General features: G+C 43.4%; 20 protein-coding genes. 3 read left to right on the top strand and 17 right to left on the bottom strand.

The window, feature by feature from the left end; all coding sequences use genetic code 11:
• Positions 1 to 293: 293 nt before the first annotated feature.
• From GZN30_RS17100 to ectA, 4 genes are all read right to left on the bottom strand, one after another.
• Positions 294 to 1,712 carry an aspartate kinase gene (locus GZN30_RS17100; protein WP_075652341.1) on the bottom strand — a complete coding sequence of 473 codons (1,419 nt, stop codon included), beginning with the start codon at positions 1,710 to 1,712 and terminating at the stop codon, positions 294 to 296.
• A gap of 157 nt (positions 1,713 to 1,869) precedes the next feature.
• Entirely contained in the window at positions 1,870 to 2,256 is a 387-nt protein-coding gene (locus GZN30_RS17095) for an ectoine synthase (RefSeq protein ID WP_075652342.1), read from the bottom strand.
• 15 nt (positions 2,257 to 2,271) lie between these two features.
• Entirely contained in the window at positions 2,272 to 3,540 is a 1,269-nt protein-coding gene (gene ectB / locus GZN30_RS17090; RefSeq protein ID WP_075652343.1) for a diaminobutyrate--2-oxoglutarate transaminase, read from the bottom strand.
• A gap of 34 nt (positions 3,541 to 3,574) precedes the next feature.
• A complete protein-coding gene (ectA, locus tag GZN30_RS17085) occupies positions 3,575 to 4,108 on the bottom strand; it encodes a diaminobutyrate acetyltransferase (RefSeq protein WP_075652344.1) in 534 nt (177 codons plus the stop codon).
• A gap of 853 nt (positions 4,109 to 4,961) precedes the next feature.
• Here ectA and GZN30_RS17080 point away from each other — a divergent pair.
• Entirely contained in the window at positions 4,962 to 5,852 is an 891-nt protein-coding gene (locus GZN30_RS17080) for a GGDEF domain-containing protein (RefSeq protein ID WP_161987089.1), read from the top strand.
• 59 nt (positions 5,853 to 5,911) lie between these two features.
• On the opposite strand, the gene brnQ is transcribed toward GZN30_RS17080, so the two are convergent.
• Positions 5,912 to 7,237, bottom strand: a complete 1,326-nt coding sequence (gene brnQ / locus GZN30_RS17075; protein WP_075652346.1) for a branched-chain amino acid transport system II carrier protein — start codon at positions 7,235 to 7,237, stop codon at positions 5,912 to 5,914.
• A 439-nt stretch (positions 7,238 to 7,676) separates the two neighbouring features.
• The gene (locus GZN30_RS17070) at positions 7,677 to 8,870 is read right to left on the bottom strand and encodes an acetate/propionate family kinase (protein ID WP_075652347.1); all 1,194 of its coding nucleotides are present in this window, start codon (positions 8,868 to 8,870) and stop codon (positions 7,677 to 7,679) included.
• A gap of 466 nt (positions 8,871 to 9,336) precedes the next feature.
• Between GZN30_RS17070 and cueR the strand changes: the two genes are divergently transcribed.
• Positions 9,337 to 9,723 carry a Cu(I)-responsive transcriptional regulator gene (cueR, locus tag GZN30_RS17065; protein WP_075652348.1) on the top strand — a complete coding sequence of 129 codons (387 nt, stop codon included), beginning with the start codon at positions 9,337 to 9,339 and terminating at the stop codon, positions 9,721 to 9,723.
• A gap of 60 nt (positions 9,724 to 9,783) precedes the next feature.
• On the opposite strand, the gene vctC is transcribed toward cueR, so the two are convergent.
• From vctC to GZN30_RS17015, 10 genes are all read right to left on the bottom strand, one after another.
• Entirely contained in the window at positions 9,784 to 10,539 is a 756-nt protein-coding gene (gene vctC, locus GZN30_RS17060; protein WP_075652349.1) for an iron chelate ABC transporter ATP-binding protein VctC, read from the bottom strand.
• Between the two features lie 7 nt (positions 10,540 to 10,546).
• Positions 10,547 to 11,497: an iron chelate uptake ABC transporter permease subunit VctG gene (gene vctG, locus GZN30_RS17055; RefSeq protein WP_075652350.1), complete on the bottom strand. Its 951-nt coding sequence runs from the start codon at positions 11,495 to 11,497 to the stop codon at positions 10,547 to 10,549.
• On the bottom strand, positions 11,487 to 12,422 hold the full coding sequence (vctD, locus tag GZN30_RS17050) for an iron chelate uptake ABC transporter permease subunit VctD (protein ID WP_075652351.1): 936 nt from the start codon (positions 12,420 to 12,422) through the stop codon (positions 11,487 to 11,489). Before vctD ends, vctG begins: the two co-directional genes overlap by 11 nt.
• A gap of 68 nt (positions 12,423 to 12,490) precedes the next feature.
• Positions 12,491 to 13,396 carry a siderophore ABC transporter substrate-binding protein gene (locus GZN30_RS17045; protein WP_075652352.1) on the bottom strand — a complete coding sequence of 302 codons (906 nt, stop codon included), beginning with the start codon at positions 13,394 to 13,396 and terminating at the stop codon, positions 12,491 to 12,493.
• A gap of 686 nt (positions 13,397 to 14,082) precedes the next feature.
• On the bottom strand, positions 14,083 to 14,367 hold the full coding sequence (gene nadS / locus GZN30_RS17040) for a NadS family protein (RefSeq protein WP_075651970.1): 285 nt from the start codon (positions 14,365 to 14,367) through the stop codon (positions 14,083 to 14,085).
• A gap of 2 nt (positions 14,368 to 14,369) precedes the next feature.
• The gene (locus GZN30_RS21390) at positions 14,370 to 14,702 is read right to left on the bottom strand and encodes a type II toxin-antitoxin system RelE/ParE family toxin (RefSeq protein ID WP_075651968.1); all 333 of its coding nucleotides are present in this window, start codon (positions 14,700 to 14,702) and stop codon (positions 14,370 to 14,372) included.
• Positions 14,703 to 15,376: 674 nt separating this feature from the next.
• Positions 15,377 to 15,850, bottom strand: coding sequence for an AAA family ATPase (locus GZN30_RS17030; protein ID WP_075652354.1), 474 nt, complete (start codon positions 15,848 to 15,850; stop codon positions 15,377 to 15,379).
• 198 nt (positions 15,851 to 16,048) lie between these two features.
• Positions 16,049 to 16,951, bottom strand: a complete 903-nt coding sequence (locus tag GZN30_RS17025; RefSeq protein WP_075652417.1) for a helix-turn-helix domain-containing protein — start codon at positions 16,949 to 16,951, stop codon at positions 16,049 to 16,051.
• Positions 16,952 to 17,094: 143 nt separating this feature from the next.
• The gene (locus GZN30_RS17020; RefSeq protein WP_075652355.1) at positions 17,095 to 17,976 is read right to left on the bottom strand and encodes an ABC transporter six-transmembrane domain-containing protein; all 882 of its coding nucleotides are present in this window, start codon (positions 17,974 to 17,976) and stop codon (positions 17,095 to 17,097) included.
• Between the two features lie 437 nt (positions 17,977 to 18,413).
• Positions 18,414 to 18,917, bottom strand: a complete 504-nt coding sequence (locus GZN30_RS17015) for an RNA-binding S4 domain-containing protein (protein ID WP_075652356.1) — start codon at positions 18,915 to 18,917, stop codon at positions 18,414 to 18,416.
• A 237-nt stretch (positions 18,918 to 19,154) separates the two neighbouring features.
• On the opposite strand from GZN30_RS17015, the gene GZN30_RS17010 reads away from it, so the two are divergent.
• The gene (locus tag GZN30_RS17010) at positions 19,155 to 20,933 is read left to right on the top strand and encodes a bifunctional diguanylate cyclase/phosphodiesterase (RefSeq protein ID WP_075652357.1); all 1,779 of its coding nucleotides are present in this window, start codon (positions 19,155 to 19,157) and stop codon (positions 20,931 to 20,933) included.
• On the opposite strand, the gene GZN30_RS17005 is transcribed toward GZN30_RS17010, so the two are convergent.
• The gene (locus GZN30_RS17005) at positions 20,934 to 22,520 is read right to left on the bottom strand and encodes an ABC transporter ATP-binding protein (RefSeq protein WP_075652358.1); all 1,587 of its coding nucleotides are present in this window, start codon (positions 22,518 to 22,520) and stop codon (positions 20,934 to 20,936) included.
• Positions 22,521 to 22,522: the final 2 nt, after the last annotated feature.

Genomic DNA, 22,522 nt, shown 5'->3' with positions numbered 1-22,522 from the left:
GTGAAATATCGCAAACTACAGAATAAAAAGTCAACAAAATAGTATATATCAGACTATAAATTCATTAAGCACGCATAAAACGGTGATATATTAAGCATCAATCGTTTTGGTTTAGTTAATAATATTTGTGGATAATTAACGTCAATAACAACTTTATTACTTCATCGTCCTTAACTGTATTTCGTATTCCAAACATCCCTGCTAATGCGCAATTTTTCAGCTATCAAAGACAACAAAGAGCTGGGCAAGCCAACTCTTTGAATCACGCAACTTCGTCAGAGATTAATGGATATTTATGCCATTAACGCTTGCTGCTCTTTTTTCGGTAGGCAAAATACCTTATGCAGCGCACAAATTGTCTGTTGGTACTCATTGTCTGCCACGACAAATTGGACGTTCACATTGCGCATTGATGAGTGAACCGCAATTGGCGTCACATCGTTCTCCATAAGAGAAAGCACACCCTTAGTTAAAGTTTTGTTAGTATCAATCTGCGAGCCAATCACCGAAATTAGCGCAACCATGCGCCCCTTGATTGACGCATTAGGATAACGCTTCTCAGCACGATAAAGCACCTTATTCAATGCATCTTCATGACCACCTAAGTAATAAGTAATCGAGTTAGCGTTCATCTCTTTACCGATCAGGTTTACGCGGGTCTCTGCAATGATCTGCATTAAATCATAACTGACGTTATCCACCTGCCCCACCATGGTTTGATCAAATAAGTGCAGAGCGAAAACCTTCTCTTTACCAGCAATGATTTCAATCTTGTCGGTTTCTGGACTGTAGTCCGATGAAATCAATGTGCCTGGATGCTCTGGCTCAAACGTATTTTTGATTTGCAGTTGAATCCCGCTTTGACGTAAGCCTGCCGCCGCATTGGGGTGAATCGCTTCCATACCCAAACTCGCAAGTTGATCCGCCACATCAAAATTAGTTTTGCCAATCGGCAGCACTTGGTCGGTTCCTACAATACGCGGGTCGGCTGAACTTAGATGATATTCTTTGTGGATGATGGCGAGATCCGCATTGGTGATCGACGCGATACGGCTAAAGGTCATTTCGCTGTAACCTCTATCATAGGTCTTCATCAAACCATCTTTGGTATAAGCATAACCCGTCACTATCGGTAGCTCTTTAGTTACATCTATTTTTTCAAACGCTTCGGCGATGGTTTCATCCAGTGTCAGCGGTTTTTGGCAATCCCAACCTGACAGGTCAACAAACGTAGCGTTGATCCCTAACGTCTTTAACTTGAGTGCACTGTTATACGCACTATGGACTTCGCCAATCGACGACAAAAACTCGCGAATCTGTGGCAGATAATGACGCAAAGAAAATTGACCATAGCGACAAGTATCGAGAATATTGCTGATACAATTTTTGGCTTCAGCAATGCGAGAGCGAATGTATTTATCCGCGCGCATACGACTCATTGGATCAGCAAAGATGTTCTCATTAACTAATAACATCTGTCGTTCTACTTGGGCGAGCGCTTCCCCCCAAGTGTCATCGCGTTTGGCAATCAGTTGATACACGCCAGGTTTACCGTTTTTCTTGTTCTCCAGCAGTACATCGGTCATACCACCGTAAGCTGATACCACGAACACTCGGTTATACGGGTCTTTAGGGCGAAGAATAATATTGTCTAGCACTGCGTCAAAAGCAGACATAGATGTACCGCCGATTTTTTCTACGGTATAAGTCATGGACTGTCCTTAGTCGAATTATTAAATTGAATCACTTAATTAAACTGGTTAAGCAAATTGATTAAGTGATTCAACGCCTGAGTTAAAAACAAAATTGGGATAAAAACAGTGAGGCTTAATCGCCTCACCGTTTCAGACAAAGTTAGCTTTTGATTCATTAATCAATCAGAGGGTATACACCGTTTTCGTCGTGAGTCTCTGCGCCTGTGATTGGTGGATTAAACACGCATGCCATCACCATAGGGGTATCTTTGTAAGCACGGAGATAGTGCTCGTCATGCTTATCCAGAATATAGAGCGTACCTGGTTTAATCGGGTAAGTCTCACCGCCCACCACTTCAATTTCGCCTTCCCCACTCATGCAGTAAACCGACTCCAAGTGGTTTTGATAGTGAATATGGGTTTCAGTATTCTCAAAGATAGTCGTGATATGGAACGAAAAACCCATCTTGTCATCTTTAAGCAGCATACGAACACTTTCCCACGTTTCTGATGCTACGCGACGTTCGCTATTACGGCATTCCTCTAGCGTTCTAACAATCATGATTATTTCCTATTTTTAAGATGCTTTTTTGAAGTGTTTCTGCGCGATGGACTCAACGGCTTGCTCGAAAATCGCGAGACCTTGTCCAAGTTCAGACTCAGTGATGGTTAGCGGGCAGAAAAATTTCACCACTTCATCGTTAGGACCTGCGGTTTCGATGATCATACCGTTAGCAAAACACGCTTTGGCAATATCGCCAGCAAGAGCGCCATTTTGACATTCAATGCCAATCATCATTCCGCGCCCTTTCTGTTGTACAAACAGTTCAGGGAAGCGCTTAAGTTGCTTTTCAATCACCTCAGTAACCTGTTGTGAACTGCGCGCAATGTGCTTTTCTAACGCGTTATCTGACCAATATAGCTCTAACGCTTTTGCGGCTGTTACGAAGGCGTGGTTGTTGCCACGAAAAGTACCGTTGTGTTCACCCGGTTTCCAAATATCTAACTCAGGTTTAAGCAGCACAACTGCCATCGGTAAACCATAGCCACCGATTGATTTTGACAAGGTCACAATATCAGGTTGAATACCCGCTGGTTCAAAGCTAAAGAAGGTACCTGTGCGACCGCACCCCGCTTGAATATCATCGACAATCAGCAAGATATCGTTAGCCTTACAGATCTTGCTTAGACGTTGAAGCCATGCATTAGAAGCGACATTAAGCCCCCCCTCGCCTTGCACCGTTTCCAAAAGTACTGCCGCTGGCTTATCCATGCCCGCTGAATTATCGTTAAGCATGGTTTCAAACAACGCTAACCCATCCACACCTGCATATCCTTCAAAAGGAATCCGCGTAATACCTGACAAGCTACCTTGTGGCGCGCCTTGACGGTGGTGCTGATTACCAGTGGCGGCAAGCGCACCTGCCGTACAGCCGTGGAAACCGTTAGTAAAGGCGACTACGCTACTGCGCCCTTTGGCTTTTTTAGCCAGCTTTAGTGCTGCCTCTACTGCGTTCGTACCAGTCGGTCCAGTAAACTGCACTTTGTAATCTAGGTTTCTTGGCTCAAGAATGACGTTTTTCAGCACTTGTAGGAAATTAGCTTTCGCCTCAGAGTGCATATCCAAGCCATGAGTAATGCCATCCGCCAAAATATATTCAACTAGCGCTTGTTTTAGCTCTGGATTGTTGTGACCGTAATTTAAAGAACCTGCTCCGGCAAGAAAATCCAAGTAACGCTCGCCGTTTTCCGTCTCTAACCAACTACCTTGTGCTTTGGTGAAAACCACGGGAAAACTGTTCGAGTACGAACGAACCTTAGATTCTTGCTTGTTAAAAATGTCCATAATAAGACCGTATCTTTCCTAGTTAAAATTGAAGTTATTTGGTGGGAATGCGATAGAGGTATTCAGTGTCGTGCTTACCTTTAAAGTGGGCTTGTTCGTCTAAGAAGATCGTCACATCTCCTTGTCCGCCTTGGCTGGCATCGAACTTTTCAAATAACGCCCAAGAAGCCTTGTTTGACTTAGTAATAGTGGTTTCTATCGCTTTAATATTCTCTAAACCGTCTCTGGCTAGCAGAGCGTTTAACATGCGGGATGCGAGACCTTTGCCTCGAAAATCTGGAGAGACAGCTACTTGCCAGACAAAAAGCACATCTTGCTGATCTGGCTTGCGGTAAGCAGAGATGAAACCGCCAACACGGTTGTCTTGCTCAACCAAAATACAGGTATTGCTGAAATGAGTAGCTTGTAAGAAGTTGCAGTATGAAGAATTGGTGTCTAAAGGCGGACAAGCCGCTATCAAACTAAAAATACTATCTCCATCGGTGACATTAGGTTCACGAAATATCAATTGTTTACTTAGTTTGGTTTTCGTATCCGGCGAATCCAACCAAGGTTCTACTGTAATCATGTTAGAAACTTTCCTTAGAGCTCTAATCAAAATCCCTTATTATTATGCGCACCAAAGGGAGGCAAAAATCAAATTTTTGCTCAAATAAGGGGCATTAATGTGATATTACTCGCATAAAAGTAGGTGATTTTAGTTTGAACTCTAACTTAAATGAATCACTAATCCGTTAAGATCCCCTATGTCGTGAGTAAGTAAATTACATGTACCTGCTAACAAGTAAGAATGTGGAGCGGTAGCTATCAAAGCAACAATCTAAATAAACAGATTTGCGCATATCCGATAGGATTCTAAAACACTTGCTTACAATAAAATGACTACCACCATTAATATTAATAATCGATTTAATAGCAATTTGTGATATTAATGCAGCTACCTATGCGCTCTAGCGATTACTATGAATATTTTTATAAATCATAATGTAATCGATATCATGACAATTTTCACAAAGTTACTTTTCGCTATTGATCAAAAGTCTTAATTCTTCGACAACATAATGTTGAACCACCCCACACTTTTGCGTAATAGATCACGAATTAGCGGCAATTTAATATTATTTTATCTATCTGAATGTGAGGTTAACCCTACATATTCTTATGTTTTAAACTTTATAAAATAATAATAAATTACTAGGTCAGTTTTCATGAGTACACGTCAAACTCGATATAATAAAGAAATAGACATCTTGCATGATATTTCCTATCTATTAGGGCGCGCAGAATCCAATGACGAGATGTATAGAATTGCGGTCGAACATGCGATAGTTAATCTAACTATTGATAGGTTAGCGATCTTTCTAATCACGGGAGACAACCAAGTTCAAGGCACCTATGGCACTGATACTGAAGGCAATGTCGTGGATGAGCGCTGGTTTACTTCCACCATTGATGAACATGTATTTGCTTCTGAGATGATTCGTAACCGTACCTTTATCGGCTTTCAGCAACACACCTCTTTATTACACAATTTTGCGAATGTGGGTATCGGTTGGAACGGCTATGTCACCCTTTGGGATGGCAATGAAGCCATTGGTTGGATAGCGTGTGACAACTTAATCACTGCAACGCCATTAAAACCCTCGCAAGTTAATATTCTCAAGATGCTTGGTTTTATCATTTCGCAAAATATTGTACGAAGAAAGTATCAAGATCAGTTAATTATTGCAAATAAAGAACTTGAATTAAAAAACAAAGAACTAGAATATTTAACATCAAAACTTGAGCAACTTGTTTTTATTGATCCTCTAACAATGATTGCCAATCGAAGAGCACTACAACGATATTTAGACGATACTGCAGCCAGCTCTAAAAATAACTACTCTTCTTTATCGATACTCATGCTGGATATCGATAATTTCAAGTCAATTAATGATAAATATGGTCATTTGGAAGGCGATCAATGTTTGGTCGCTATCGCCAATCGATTGAAGACCATTGTAAAGACACAGGATTTCATTCTCGCTCGCTATGGCGGAGAAGAATTCATCTTCGCATTTGTAGGCTTAACAGAAGCGCAATTAAAAATGATCGCTGAGGAGATCTTAGTTGCAGTGCGTGAGCTCAAGATCACTAACTCAAATAGCCAAAACGTGCACTCTCTAACCCTAAGTGTGGGGGCTGCATACTCTCCGATATTGCAAGATATTAGTTATATCGAGCTCATTCAAGCAGCTGATAGCGCGCTATATCAAGCCAAAAGCGGCGGAAAAGATCGCATCATTTTCGCTCAGCAGATTACTGTCGCTTAATTAATGAGACTTCCCTCAAGCGCCTCAGGGAAGTCTCTAGTTCTTATCCGTTTACACGCTTAACGATTGGTCTTAACTGCGATATCTAGCTCTGCAGTTTGCGTTTCGATTTGGCGCGACAGTTTCCACTTTGATACGGCGATTAACGCAACAACAGGCATAAACCAACTCGCATGCGCACTAAACAGCGGTAAGTATTGGTTTAATAGTGATGCCAAGGAGTCAGGCAGCATCTCAAGAATGCTTAACGCATCAATAGAACCCAACAGCAAACTGATTGCCACTACCGCAACATACGCAAACCAATTCGCTCGATCCGTCGGGATGACAAGTGCCGTCAAAACCAGCGCGATAGCAACTGGGCACAAAATTAGAATTGCAGGCAAACTCACCGCAAGGATCTGGTTCAAACCAAAGTTAGCAATCACGCCAGTAAGCACGACAACAATCACTGCCGTTAGTGAGAACGGTGAGTTAAAGGTTTGCTGATAGTACTCAGCGCAAGCGTTAGTCAGACCTACCGTCGTGGTTAGACACGCCATGATGATGATGCCCGAAAGTAAAACTAAACCAAACGTACCAAATACTTCTGCTGCGTAACGAGTTAGAAGCTCACCACCATTAGTCACACCCTCTGCAATGCTTGCCGACGTAGCACCAACGTAAGCCATCGCAAGGTAGCAACCTGACATCAATAGTGCGTAAACCAAGGTTACTTTTAACGTCACTTTAAAAATCGATTTTGAAGTCACATGACCTTTGTCAGTGATCGCTTTGATGATCACCCAACCAAAACCAACCGCAGCGATCGCATCCATGGTCATATAGCCTTGAATTAAGCCACTGGTTAATGCTTGTTGCTGATAATCCATCGTCGGCGTACTCAACTCGCCTAAAGGCATCACTAACGCCGCTAGAGCCAGCGCCGCCAGCATCAATACCAACATTGGTGTCATAAATTTGCCGATATAGTCAACCAACTTGCCACGCTGTAGTGCCAATACCAATGTCAGGGCAACAAAGATGAATGAGAACAGCGCCAGATAATCACCAGAAACAAATGGCTTAATACCCATTTCGTAGGCAACGGTTACCGCTCGTGGCATCGCAAAAGCAGGACCCACCGCAGTAAACAGCAGCACCCAGAAGCCTGTCGCAATCGGTTTAGGTAACGCTTGGGTCAGTTGAGCACTATCGCTCAAACGACCAAAAACAATTAAGGTAAGCGCGGGTAATCCCACCGCAGTGATCAGAAACCCTGCCATAGCGGGCAAATACTGTGTGCCAGCTTCTAAACCTAAGAAAGGTGGAAAAATGATGTTCCCCGCGCCAAGAAACATGGCAAATGTCATCAAACCTATCGCTAACGAACTTTGATTTTTCAATGTACAGTCCTCGTACGATTAGACATTACTCTAATCTTTTTTGTAATGGACCGTCAGCTGGCTGGGGGGAAAATAAGGGTATTAACGATGTGGAATCTCTCCGTCAGCCTGGCTGACGGGAAATTGCCGCCAGCCTAGTTAATAATGACTAGAATGACGACTGAAACAGTTGATGTTAGACGTGACAAAGCACAACGCGTTGCTCGGCGAAAAGCGGCAGTGTGGTGTGCTAATAGTAAAGGCATGGATATGTCCTAGTGATATGTTACGTCTACGGGACCAATATAGAGCCAATAATTTACAAAGTAAACCACTTACAGACAGAAAAGTTACATTTTCTTTTTGTGCCAGTTTTACTCTCTAAAATTTCACCTGCAAAAAGAAAAGCCCTTTCCATGCGGAAAGGGCTTCGACTTATTTCCCAAAAATGAGTAGATTTTTATAGCAGTTCTACTGACTGCTGAGCGATAACGAACTCTTCGTTAGTCGGAATAACTACAGCAATGGCATTTAGCATGTCAGATTTTGCAATTACACCTGCGTTACCAAAGCGAGCGTCTTCGTTGCCCTTTTCATCTTCAACGAAACCTAGAAGCTTAAGATTGCTCAAGATTTCGCGACGAATTGGTAGAGAGTTCTCACCGATACCACCAGTAAAGATCACAGCGTCAAGCTTGCTTAGTGGGATTAGGTAAGAACCGATGTATTTCGCTACGCGGTAAGTGAACACTTCAAATGCTAGTTTCGCACCTTCGTGACCATTTTCCATCGCTTCTAGTACACCACGTGCATCTGAAGTTAGACCAGACACACCTAGGAAGCCTGATTTCTTGTTCAGTGCTTCAAATACTTGCTCTTGGCTCCAGCCTTTCTTCAGTAGGAACTCGATGATACCAGGGTCAAGGTCACCACAACGTGTGCCCATCATTAGACCAGATAGCGGAGTAAAGCCCATTGAAGTATCTACTGACTCACCGTTTTCGATTGCACATACAGATGCACCGTTACCTAGGTGAACAGAGATAAAGCTTGCTTCTTCCACTGGTTTGCCAACCAACTTCGCAGCTTCACGGCTAACGTAGTAGTGGCTAGTGCCGTGGAAACCGTAACGGCGAATACCGTAATCAGTGTAAAGCTCGTTAGAGATAGCGCCAGTGAACGCTTTCTTAGGCATAGTTTGGTGGAATGCTGTGTCGAAAACAGCAAACTGTGGCAAGCTTGGGAAAGCTACCATAGCTGCTTGAATACCTTTCGCGCCTGCAGGGTTGTGGAGCGGAGCCAGGTCTGAAAGGCTTTCGATTTCCGCCAGTACTTTCTCGTCGATACGAACGGTAGAAGTAAACTTCTCGCCGCCGTGAACGATACGGTGACCCACAGCAACCAAATCTTTTGTGAATCCAAGAGATTCAATTAGGTCCACAATGCGGTTAATCGCATGTTGGTGATGATTGTCGGCAGCAGTGATCGCCTCTTCGGTTTTCTCACCATTGTATTTCCAACTAATGACGGCTTCCGGTAATCCAAAGCACTCACCTAAACCGCTAACAATCGCGTCGCCAGTTTGCGAATCGATTACTGCAAATTTTAGTGAAGAACTGCCTGAGTTAATCACCAATACAAACGAATTAGACATGTGGTACGTATCCTGTTTCATACTTATTATCGAAGCTTTCGCTCCATTGTGTATTGAGTTTAATTATTCAAATTTTTTTTGAATCTTTCAACTTTGTTTTAATTTTTAGACCAATAGAAACGTTTGTTTGTTGATCTAAAGCAATATTCGATTTTTTTCGCGGACGGAATTTAATCAAAATGGTAGCTCTATCAAGATAATGAAGATTAGTTTGCTAGTTTTACATTCTATGGTTGCTATCGCCAAATCCCTTATGAAACCTAGCTTGTAGCAATTTTGCTAACTGAAACTTCAAAATCTGTGGCGTTATATATCCTAATTTGTTGCAAAAATCCGGCTTTTTCGTGCTAGATTCTAAAAAAATTTTAGTCCATACACACTGGCTTGTCTGGCACAGACTCTTCTGCATAGGCAAAATGGGCTCTAGAAGTTAGAATATAGGCAAGTTTACATCGAGATTGAGCTAATGAACATTGGTGAAGTAGCCACGCTAACGGGGCTGTCAAGTAAGTCTATTCGTCTATATGAAGACAAAGGAATCATCACCCCACCCCACCGTAGTGAATCGGGTTACCGAGAATATTCAGCGCAGCACCTGCAAGAACTCAACCTCGTTTCGCGTGCAAAAAATGCAGGATTCTCTTTGATAGAATGCAAAGAGTTTGTTCAACTCGCGAGAAACCCTGAACGTAAGAGCAGTGAAGTAAAAGCCAAAGCACAAGAAAAACTGCAAGAAGTTGAACTCAAAATCCGTCAACTCAAAGAGATAGAACATCAATTGCAACAGTGGATTGCTGCCTGCCCAGGGAATTCAAGTAGTTGCTGTCCGATCATTGAAGATCTGACAAAGTAACCCCCTTTCGTACAAAAGCCTTTCCACTGGAAAGGCTTTCTGTAGGCGAATAACCAACCGCTAGTAGTAGGTACACATACGTTTGCCATCCATCTCAATGATGTTAAATGGCGTCTCGTAGATGCTCTCAAGCACATCAGCTTGGATAACGGCTTCGACATCACCCTGAGCAACGACCTGCCCTTTCTTAAGCGCGATAATCTTATCTGAGTAACAAGCAGCAAAGTTGATATCATGGATCACCACCACCACCGCTTTGTTCATCTCACGAGCCAGTCGACCCACATTACGCATGATTTGCAGTGAGTGTTTAATATCAAGGTTGTTAAGTGGTTCATCTAAAAACACGTAGTCTGTGTCTTGCGCAATTACCATGGCAATAAAGGCAAGTTGACGCTGACCGCCACTCAATTCATCCAGATACTTATGTTGAATGGCAACCAAATCTAGGTACTCAATCGCTTGGTTGATGATTGTCTGATCTTCCGAGGTAAGTTTACCTTGGCTGTAAGGAAAACGACCAAAAGCGATCATCTCACGCACGGTAAAGCGCATCGTAATCGAGTTCGCTTGACGCAGCACAGCAAGGCGTTTCGCCAACTCTTTGGTGTCCCAATCAGCAATCTCTTTGCAATCAATAAAGACTTGTCCTTCATCTTTACTCACTAAGCGGCTCGCCATGGAAAGCAACGTACTTTTACCAGCACCATTAGGTCCAATGATCGAGGTAACTTTGCCTTTCTCAAACTCTGCACTAGCTTTTTTAACTACTGCATTTTGACCGAAAAGTTTGGTTAGTTTTTCTAATTTAATCATAGTGAACCTAAACGATTTTGTTTCTAAGCAGCATTGATAAGAAGTAGATGCCGCCGATAAAGTTAATTACAACACTAAGTGTGGTGGAGAAACCAAACAGATTCTCTACAATCCACTGCCCTGCCAGTAACGAAGCAACTGATAGCAACGATACACCAAGCAGTAATACGCGATGTTGATAGCTGCGCAGCATTTCACGCGCCAAGTTAGTTACCAGCAGACCAAAGAACATAATTGGACCAATCAATGCGGTAGAAATAGCAATCAAACACGCAGAAAGCACGAGCACCTGCATGGTGACACGCTTAACGTCGATACCTAAGCTGGTCGCGTTATCTTTGTCGAGCCAGAAAACATCCAGTACGCGGTTTAGTCTAAATAGCAATGCGCTGATGATGAGAAGCAGCGGTGCACACATATAGACCAGTTCAACTTTAATGTTGTTGAAACTTGCAAACATGCTCTCTTGCAACGCAGCAAAATCATTTGGATCCATTAGCATGGTCAAAAATGAGGAAATACTGCCAAACAGTTGACCTAAGATGACGCCAAGTAGCAGCAATACCATCAAGTTCTGTTTATTGCTCTTAAAGTAGAATGTAAACAGCAACATTGAGAAGCCAAGCATTACCGTAACTGACAATGAGAAGTTCAAATAGTCATTCATTACATAACTACTTAAGCCGCCAAACACCGCCACAACCAAAACTTGGGTAAACATGTACAGCGCATCAAAGCCCATGATGCTCGGTGTTAAAATGCGGTTGTTAGTGATGGTTTGGAATGCTAACGCAGACTGACCAATCGCAACACCCGCTAAGATCATCGCTAGCACCTTAGGCACGCGGCGCGATAAAAAATATTGGTAGTTGTCAGCATTTAACCCTAGACCGATAAACAGCGCAGCAAACACGACAGCAATCGCACCTAGGATCAGGAGTTTGGTTCTATCCTGCATTTTTTTGACCTCGCAGAATAAAGAACACGAACACACTGCCACCTAAAATACTGATGATCATGGAAATTGGGATCTCATAAGGGAAAATAATTAAGCGTCCAGCCAAGTCGCAACAAAGCACTATCAAGGCACCCAGAACGGCGGTCAAAGGGATATTACGACGTAAGTTATCCCCATAGAACTTGCTCACTAGGTTTGGCACGATTAGACCAAGGAAAGGCAGCTGACCCACAATCATCACTACGCTCGCCGCCATAATCGACACCAGCATAACGCCGATAACAATCACTTGTTGATAGTTCAAACCCAAGTTAGTCGCAAAGTCCTTGCCTAAGCCCACTGCCGAGATACGCGTGGCATATAAATAACTGAAAATCGCAATCGGAATCGCAATATAAAGCAGCTCATAATCACCTTGCAGCAGGTTAGCAAAGTTCGCCACTGTCCAACCAGAAAGGTTCTGTAGTGCATCGTATTTATAAGCAATGAAGGTTGCCAGTGAGTCAACCACGTTACCAAAAATGATGCCGATCAGCGGGACAAAAATAGCGTTCTTGAATTGAATTCGATTGATAAACTGAACAAACAGCAAAGTGCCAAGAATAGAAATTAAAAAGATTAGCCAGATTTGCTGAGAACCAAACAGCACCAAGCTCAAAATATAACCCAGCATGGCACACTCGATAGTGCCTGACGTAGAAGGCGCAGCAAAACGGTTTTGGCTGATTTGCTGCATGATAAGACCAGCAATACTCAAACCTGCGCCGGCAAGAATCACCGCAACGAGACGTGGAATACGACTGGTAAACAATAGATGCCAACTATTCGCATCCCCTGCGAGCAGTGCCATAGGGCTTAAATCGCTCACGCCAACAAACAGAGAACCGATACTGAGTAAAAACAGTATTGGGAGTAACTTCTTCAAAACATGCCTCTAACGTCAAAAAGCCCAAACAACTTGCATTGCTTGGGCAAACACTTCAAATTTTAATTTTATTGCGCCATTGATGATTTAACATCGTTAATCATCTGTTCGGTCGCTTGAATGCCCGAGATAGCCAAGTACCAAGCGCTAATGTCTAGATAAGCCATTTGCTTGTTTTGGTACGCTTTAGTCGCTTTTACTAGATCATTTTCAAAATCGCGTTTAACTGTGCTGTTACCCTTGTTGGTCAACTGATCTTTATCAACAATCAGTAGCGTTGAAGGGTTAGTTTCACGAATAAACTCGTAAGACACCAAGTCACCGTGAGTTTTTGCTTTAACGTTTCGCGCGGTTTGTTGGAATCCAAAATCTTGGTAAATCGCTGAAAAACGTGAATCAGCGCCAAATGCGGTGATATTGCCGCCAGAGCTCATTACTGTTAGTGCATCAACTTTATTCGTTTGGTTGTAGTCACTAATTGCTTTAAATTCTTTATCAAGCTGAGCGATCTTCTGCTCAACAAATTCTTGCTTCTCAAATACCTGACCAAGGTTACGCCATTGCTGTTGGGTACTCTTCCAGTAACCTTCTTCTGCATCAGCGGCAAAAACAATCGTTGGTGCAATTTTTGACAGTTCATCAAACTGCTTCGCAGCACGCGAACCGACAATGATCAAATCAGGTTTTTGCATATAAATCGTTTCAAAGTTTGGCTCAGACAGGCTACCTGCCGAAACAAACTTGTAATCACGGTATTGCGCTAGGTAATCAGGAAAGATGCTTACCGTTGAAATAGCCACAGGCTCAACACCTAAAGTGACTGCTGCATCCAGTGCACCAACACCAATTACAACCACTCGCTCAGGATTCGTTTCTACCTTTGTCGTTCCCTTTTGATGCTCAATTTCAATCATCTCTGCATTTGCAGATAGTGCAACTAAGCCTGTCATCAACGCTAAAACTGATGCTTTCATACCCAACTCCATAATTACTAATGCAATGCATTATCATTTAGATTTAAATTGAAGTCATCTCGCATTTACGTTTTTTACATTCGTAAACAAAGATTGAGAGGTGTTAAAGAGAATTGGTGGAACGCTCATGCTTTTTGCATGAGCTTCGAGAAACGAGAATATGGAATCGAGATGCGGGAACGCTCGCGCTAAAGCACGAGCTCACGGAATCGCGAGGGGGCTCGCGATGGTGAACAAATGGACTGATTCACTAGTATCTAATTACGTCTGTCCCTCTAAGGGCGTACGCGGTGCTTCTGGATGCGGGGACGCTCGCGCCAAAGCGCAAGCTCACGGAATCGCGATGGCGATCAACAAAACTAATCAACAAATCCAAAACTTAGCGCTTCAACTAGAACGAACCGACTCCCTAGGAAAAAATCAGGACGATTTTTTAGGTTTTCGGTGTCGGGAACACCTAAAACCGTCCGGACAACAACAGCAAATCAGACGCCTTTCTGATTACTCTTTGGCAAGGCAAAGAGTAATTGGACCGCTTGTACAAATGTAGAGAAATACGCCAAAGTCTTAAGCGGGACATACAATATGTGTAAGTCTTGAGAATTTAGAACGCCCTACCAAGCAGGGCTTCGAGAAATGAAAAGATGGAATCGGGATACGAGCAAGCCTAAAAATCGTAAGGCTTATTATGTCAGAGCTCGGATAACTGCTTGCGGATCTTTAGCAAGAACATTGAGCAACACGAGTGCTGGTCCTCTTGGGGTTCTGTCACCACGCTCCCAATGACGTAATGTGCCGAGGCTAATACCAAATGTTGCGGCAAATTCTGCTTGAGTCATTCCCACATTATTCCGAAGAGCTTTAACATCAACAGAATCGAACTTATGAACGGTAGCTGATTGAGTTTGACCTTCTGCAAACTCAATCGCTTCCATTAACCCCTGTTGGATGCTTTTAAATGCGTCAGTCATAATTACCTCCTATAACTGTCTGCAAGTATTTTGGTTAGCTTGCTCAGCACATTACATTCTGCTTTTGATAAGTTGGCTTTTTCATTTTTGCCAAAGAGTGACAGCAGAAACAGTGGTATGTCTTCATTGTGATAGTAGTAAATAACTCGCACACCACTACTTTTTCCACCACTCTCTCGCGCCCATCGAAGCTTACGAACACCACCAGTTCCTTGCATTAACACACCTGCTTTCGGATGCTCAGCAAGATAACTGATGATTTGTTTGTTCTCGCCATCTGAAAGGAGTTTCTCGACTCGTTTCTTGTATTCAGGCAACTCGACGATTGTATGCATACTTCAATAGTAAGCCAATGGATTACTCAAGGCAAAGAATAATTGGACCACTTGCACAAATGTTGAGAAATACGCCAAAGTCTTAAGCGGGACATACAATATGTGTAAGTCTTGAGAATTTGGAACGCCCTGCCATGCAGGGCTTCGAGAGACAATAATATGGAATCGAGATGCGGGAACGCTCGCGCTAAAGCGCAAGCTTACGGAATCGCGATGGCGATCAACAAAACTAATCAATAAATCCAAAACTTAGCGCTTCAACTAGAACGAACCGACTCCCTAGGAAAAAATCAGGACGATTTTTTAGGTTTTCGGTGTCGGGAACACCTAAAACCGTCCGGACAACAACAGCAAATCAAACGCCTTTCTGATTACTCTTTGGCAAGGCAAAGAGTAATTGGACCGCTTGTACAAATGTAGAGAAATACGCCAAAGTCTTAAGCGGGACATACAATATGTGTAAGTCTTGAGAATTTGGAACGCCCTACCAAGCAGGGCTTCGAGAGACAATAATGTGGAATTGAGATGCGGGAACGCTCGCGCCAAAGCGCAAGCTTACGGAATCGCGAGGGGCTCGCGATGGTGATCAAACGAACTCATTCACTAGCGGGTAATCGTGTCTGTCGCTTTAAAGGAGAATGCGATACTTCGGGAGACGTGAATACTCCCGACATTTATTGCTGAATCAACACAACGTGCTCAGTTGAGTCAGGAGTTTCAAACCAAGACCAAAATAGCTCTAACATTTCAGGGGTCATTTCATAGGACTTGCCATTTCGATCTGCATTGCGAGTAAACGCCCTTTGCTTACAGGTATTAAATGAAACATCTAAATAATGCACTTCACTGTCGATACCCAATTGCGACGCCCAAGCGACAACGGCATCACGATCTGCTTTACGCCAGAAACCAAAATCAAAAATAACCGGCACCCCAAGCGATAACAGTTGCGATGCAGATTCTTTAAATAAATCTTGCAGTGTCGCTAAACGGCTTTCGAAAACGTCACGCTCCATATGTTCACCAAACAAAGGTATCATCCATTCATCAATAGAAAAACGAAATGCACCTTGTTTGTCTGCCAACGCTTTCGAGTAAGTCGTTTTCCCTGATCCAATAAAGCCGCAGATGAAATAAATTTTGCTCATAATCCCTCTTACATTACCCACCACTCGAATGAGCTCACCTTCCTAAAAAGACACAGTGTGACTCTGAACATAAGTTAAGAGTCTTAGCCTTAACCCACTCTGAAAAGTAATCTCGCACGCCCCTAAAATAATTAACACGGTGTAATTTTGCTTACTGCCGATTTCAGATAATAAGTGCGACATTCAATGATAGTTGTTTTACAAATCACACACGGGGAGTTGAATCGACAACGTTAAACCACCATTAGGCTCCATTTCAAAATCACGCACCAATTCTATAAGAAATCCATCATTATCTACCGTAAGCTGCTGCTTCTCAGCGGCTGAGAACAAAGCTTCTATTGCAGCAATGTAGGCAGCATCAGAATTAAGGTATACCTCAGCACACAGATATCGCCCGGCGGGGATAATAAGATCATAGAGAGAGCTGTCTGTCTGCCAATAGCCTATTAGTGTCTCGATCTGTTGCCAGCACTTATCAAGTTGTGCCACCGGTGTTGCACTAAGCATACGCTTTGTTTTAGTGCCATAAATCTCAATCACAGTATCCCAATCAGGATCATCAACCACTACCTTCTTTACACCCCGCAGTGGGTAAGAATTTAACTCGATTGGCATTGACTGAGCCAGTTCTGCTTCCAATATTTGTACTCGCCCAGGATGAGCGACCTTAGCAATAAGAGCAGCCGTTTCATTGGGTGTAGACTCATAACCCATTTTGCGTGCTTGCTTGGCAGTCACACCCAGCTCGCGTTTTAGAGCTTTACCCAATGCCTGAGAGGATGAAAACCCGCAATAGTGAGCAATATCCATTACACTCCAAGGTACATCGTTAAGTAGTAAGTTCAGTGCAATCTGCAGACGAACACGACTCAAGTAGCGACCCGGCGTTTCATTAAACAAATCACTGAACTGGCGGTGGAAATGATAGCGCGAGATTGAACTCTGCTCTGCCACTTTTTGCCACGTACTTTGCTCTGCCAGCTCTTTGTGCATCGTATTTAACGCCTTCTTAAAGCGTTTTTGTAGATTAGGCGGCAATTGCTCGATTAGCGCCAATTCAGGCACTAAATTAAATGCGCTACTTTTAGGTTCCGGCATACGAGCCACTCTCAACGAATGAATAGAGCTACTATCACTTGTTAAATACATAAAATCAACGAGCTGAAAAGAAAACTTCGTCATGCTTAGAATTGATGCTGAGAACATTGACCACTAAATAACCACTCCCCACTTATCTGAATCTATGCTTCATGCACACTCTCTTTGACATCCATTTGAACACCTTGTTGGTTAAGCCTCTGGCTAATTTCCGTCAACCTTGCCAATGTCTGTAGAGTCAGCGGCAACATCACTGCGGATTCAACGAACTCAAGGGAATAGGTCACAATGGAGAAAACTTGCCCAACCGTTGGGTCAATTAAGCTTCCGACCATCCACAAATTGGTCAGAATGGCAGCAAACAGAACCAAAAAGATCAGCCCATAGACTAGGGCTTCCGTATCGGACAATTTGATTTCGCAACGCTTGAGACGTTCAAAGTGCAAAGCAATTGCAGGGAAAGGCTGCCCACTAAGCACATGTACTTGCTGCTCCAACTGGTCATTTAGCGCGCCATTAAGTGACGTAAATGTCCGGTGAAAAAACAGATAAATGACTAGCATCACCAAACCCGCGCTCAGGACACACAACGCCAGTTTAATATGGAAAGTTGCCAATATAATTACCGCGGCAACTAACTGAACAATCGAGGTAAACAAGTTAGGTAGATCATCTTCTAGGAAATCCACCAGCTCACGAGACATAGTTAAACGCGCATCTTTAACCGACACAGGAGCATTACGTAAGTTACGCTCTACTCGTTTGGCAAGCCTAACTCTGATGCCACCATAAACTCGCGTATCATAAAATCGACGCACAACCGCAACGACCACTAATGCAAACATAATCAGAGCAAAATATAGCAAAGGCTTTAGGCTATTACTCAGCACGCCATCAATCGCAAAGCCGATAAACAGGGGTAATAAAATCATTAATAGATTTTCAGCCAGTACCATAAGCCAAGTGAGTGCAATTTTGGTAGGACTAAGCCATACGATTGTACGAAGGTTAATTGGTTTGTTCACTAGCTATTCATTCCACAAATACAGATGGCGCTAGTATTACTAATTATGGAAGATAAAAAGTGTCCCAGATTGCTGAGTTGCTTATCGAAAAATGGGAACGCGATGCTCCGGATGCGGGAACACTCGCGCTAACGCGCAAGCTCACGGAATCGCGAGGGAACTCGCGATAGCGATCAAACGTACTGACTCACTACTGGGTAATCACGTCTGTCCCTATAAGGGCGAACGCGATGCTCCAGATGCGGGAACGCTAGCGCTAAAGCGCAAGCTTACGGAATCGCGAGGAAACTCGCGATAGCGTTCAAACGAACTGATTCACTAGCGGCTATTCGTGTCTGTTCCAATAAGGATGCTTGTCTGTCCCAATAAGGATGCTAGACAAAAAAAGGCACCATATGCTGGTGCCTCTCTGAATACTTGAATTGACTAACGCCGAATTAGAAGAAATCGATGCTACCACGACCGTTTTCATTCTTTTTCTTTGGCTTGTTGTCTGCTGGCGCTTTCGCGGATTTTACGCCCTTGCCCGCTTTGTTCGATTTTGCTGGCTTTGATTGCTTGTTCGCTGTTTTAGCCGGCTTGCCCTTTTTCTCTGCTGACTTTTGCTTTGCCGGTTTAGCTGCTTTCGGTTCAGGTTTTTCTGCTTCGATTTCAGGCTCAGTGACTGGCGCATCGCAAACTACTACGTAGTATTCTTGGTTAAACTCGAAGAAATCACCATCGTACATCTTACGACGCTTACGAGTTTCTAGCTCGCCATTTACTGCAACATAACCTTCAGAAATTAGATGTTTGGCTTCACCACCACCACCGACTAAGTTGGCAATTTTAAAAACTTTGTACAGTTCAATAGGCTGAGAGGAAACATCAATACCAATCGCTTCAATCTCAATCTCTTCGCCCTGCTCTTCCCACTCTTCATGTTGGTTGTAGTCTGACATCTTCTAATCTCTTAAGGAAAACGTCGAGTCTGCCTTGTATTTACAATAGTCTCAAGCTATTTCATCTACCTAACTCGCTCATTGTTCCAGCAATTAAACCAATATTGTTCAATTAGTATCTCATTGGAGTAATCAATGATAGCGCCTTAGTTAATATTCATGTAAAACACCTACCCTAAAGGATTAGTAGTAACCAGTCTCTTGATAGCAAATGAGAGAATGGATTAGGTTTTGAAAATGACACACAACATACGCAGTCTTCACACCCAACATAATAACAAGCTCAGTATCAATGAGACCGTTGTGGGGAGCGCGGTGCGTCGAATAGAAACGAGTTATCCTTTATCGGGTAAACAGCTTGATTCAGTTATGAATGATCATTTTAAGTATGTCTTTGATGTATTGAGTGATGGATTGTTTTATATGAATCGCGACGATCAAGTCTTTTTCTATAACCCGACTTTTTACCACCAATTCGGTCTAGACACCGGTCACATCGATATCGAGCAGTGGTTAGCCAAGATTCATCCATTCGATCGAACTCAGCTACAGCAAAAAATTGTTGTACATATGAACGCTGAAGATAGCCTTGTCACTTCAGAGTTTCGCGTGCGCAACAGAGATGGTCAGTTTATCTGGATTGAAGGCACAGCGATCACCAAAACGGTCAATGGCGAACGTTTCTTAATTGGTTGTCATCGCGATATCTCCGAATCAAAACTTATGGAAACTTATGTCCATCAAGCGGCATTTCTTGACAGTGCTTCGGGATTAGCTAATGCACAAAAATTAGCCATGGACATCGACACCCTCTGTTTAGGCAAAAAGCTCGAACATTCTTTGATCTACATTCATCTCGAAGATATCCGCACTTACCTGTCGGTTTACGGTCCACAGACACTGCGTGATTTAATGGCTCATCTACTCTCATCACTGAGTGAACTACCGGATGAGTTTGTCGATATTTACCGGGTACGCAGCGATGATTTTGCCATCCTAGTCTCTGGTAACTATTCGGTTGCAGAAATTGAGCAACTAGGACAACGAATCCTCGAGACTTACCAATGCTCAATTGAAGCCAACGGTTCTCTATGGGGTAATGATATTAGTGTCGGTATTTACCCTAACTTTAACTGCGCATTAAGCAGTGAAGATATTATTAAAGTTGCCTCTCGTACTTGCCAGTTTGCTCGAGAAAAACATCACAACCAACTCGCTATTTATCACGATAAAACGCTGCTAAATGTCGATAGATATTTCTACATCGAACGAGAGTTGGCACAAGCGATCAAAAACAACAAACTTACCGTCCGTTTTCAACCCATCATTGATGCGACAAAATGCAAGATTGCTAGCTTCGAGGCACTAGTGCGTTGGAAAGATCCTGAGCTTGGGCAACTATTCCCGGATGAATTCATTCCCGTAGCGGAAAAAAAAGGCCTGATTGTTGATTTAGGTTATCTGGTGTTTAATCAAGCTTGCTTGTTTATCAAACAATATCAACAGCGCCACAATCGGCAAATCCGAGTGAACATTAATGTCTCAGTATTACAGTTACTCAATAGTAAGTTCCCAGAACAAGCTAAGCAGCTTGCCGAGCAATATCAAATCGACCCGCAACAAATTGTCTTAGAGTTAACCGAAACGGTTATTCTTGATGGTAACAAGAGCGCAGTGTCTCAACTCAATCAGCTCAATAAGTTTGGGTTTAGGCTCTCTCTGGATGACTTTGGTTCTGGCTACAGTTCACTCAACAGTTTCTTTGATCTGCCGCTTAAACAGATAAAAGTCGACAAAGCCATGGCTTGGAAGGCACTGAAAAACCCGGCAACTCTCGAGTATTTAAAGTTCATCACCCGACTATGCCACTCTAAACAAGTAGACATCGTAATTGAAGGGATCGAAGACGCCAATATGCAGCGTCAATTCACTGATATTGGCGTGAACTATCTTCAAGGTTATTGGTTTAGCAAACCGCTGTGTGTCGCCAGCGCGAGCTATATTACTCAAATGTAACTACGACAGTGCCACCAGCTCTTGGGTGTAACTCTGTTTTGGCTGAGTAAACAACGACTGAGTTTCCCCCTGCTCAACGATCTCACCGTTACGCATCACGATAGTGTAATGGCACAACGACTTCACCACGTGTAGATCATGACTGATAAACAGATAAGTTAAGCCATACTTCGCTTGGAGTGACTTGAGCAACTCTAAAATTTGCGCTTGAACGGTACGGTCAAGCGATGATGTCGGCTCATCCAACAGAATAAACTCCGGCTTTAATACCAGCGCGCGCGCAATCGCAATACGTTGGCGCTGCCCACCAGAGAACTCATTGGGATAACGAAAACGTGTTTCAGGATCTAAGTCCACTTCCTGCATCGCTTTCACGATTGCAGCATCAATTTCCTGCTCACTCATCTCTGTGTGTACATACAAGCCCTCACCAATGACTTGCGCCACAGACATACGCGGATTAAGCGCAGAAAATGGGTCTTGAAACACCACTTGCATCTTACTGCGATAAGGTAGCATCGCCTTACGGTCTAACCCTTGCAGTTCTTGCCCTTGATAACTAATTGAGCCATCAGAGCCAACCAAACGTAAGATTGCCATACCGGTAGTGGATTTACCTGAACCACTCTCACCCACCAAACCGATTGAATGACCGCGCTTCAGTTCAAAGCCCATATTGGTGACCGCTTTAACATGGGACACCACACGCTTAAATAAACCACCGGTAATTGGGAACCAGACTCTAAGTTGCTCGACACTAAGTAGTGAAGGTGCATTGTCAGCCACTTCGACTGGCAAACCACGCGGATCTGAATCAATAAGCTGCTGAGTATATGGATGTTTCGGCTGAGTAAAGACTTGCTGGCACTCACCAACCTCGAGTAGTTGTCCATCACGCATCACCGCGACGCGGTCCGCAATACGGCGCACAATGCTTAAATCGTGAGTAATAAACAGCATCGCCATACCCAACTCTTGCTGCAAAGATTTAAGTAGATCCAATATCTGAGCTTGCACTGATACATCGAGTGCTGTCGTCGGCTCATCGGCAATCAACAGCTCCGGCTCATTGATGAGTGCCATGGCGATCATTACGCGCTGCCTTTCGCCACCCGATAGTTCATGAGGGTAAGCGTTAATCTTCGCTTCAGGTTGGCGGATCCCCACTTTAGCTAACCATTCAATGGCTAGCTTTTCTGCTTTACCCTGGCGAATACCGCGGTGAATACCAACAATTTCAACCAGTTGTTTGCCCACTTTATGCAGTGGATTGAGCGACACCATCGGCTCTTGGAAAATCATCCCGATACGTGCACCACGAATACCGCGCAATTGGCGCTCAGTACACGCCAACATATCAATGCCGTCGAATTGGATTTTCCCATTCAAGTAATGCGAAGAACCTTTAGGTAACAACTTTAGAATTGAGTTCGCAGTAACCGACTTGCCAGAACCACTCTCACCAACCAAAGCCAAAGTTTCACCGCGTTTGATATCAAGCGATACATCAAAAGTCACTTGCTCAACTTTATTCGCTCTACCGAAACCCACCGATAGCGAATCAATCGATAATATTTTCTCACTCATGA

Source organism: Vibrio ponticus (genome assembly GCF_009938225.1).
GTDB classification, from domain to species: domain Bacteria; phylum Pseudomonadota; class Gammaproteobacteria; order Enterobacterales; family Vibrionaceae; genus Vibrio; species Vibrio ponticus.
The sequence above is the reverse complement of the archived record's forward strand: the minus strand, read 5'-3'. Positions and strand labels throughout refer to the sequence as shown.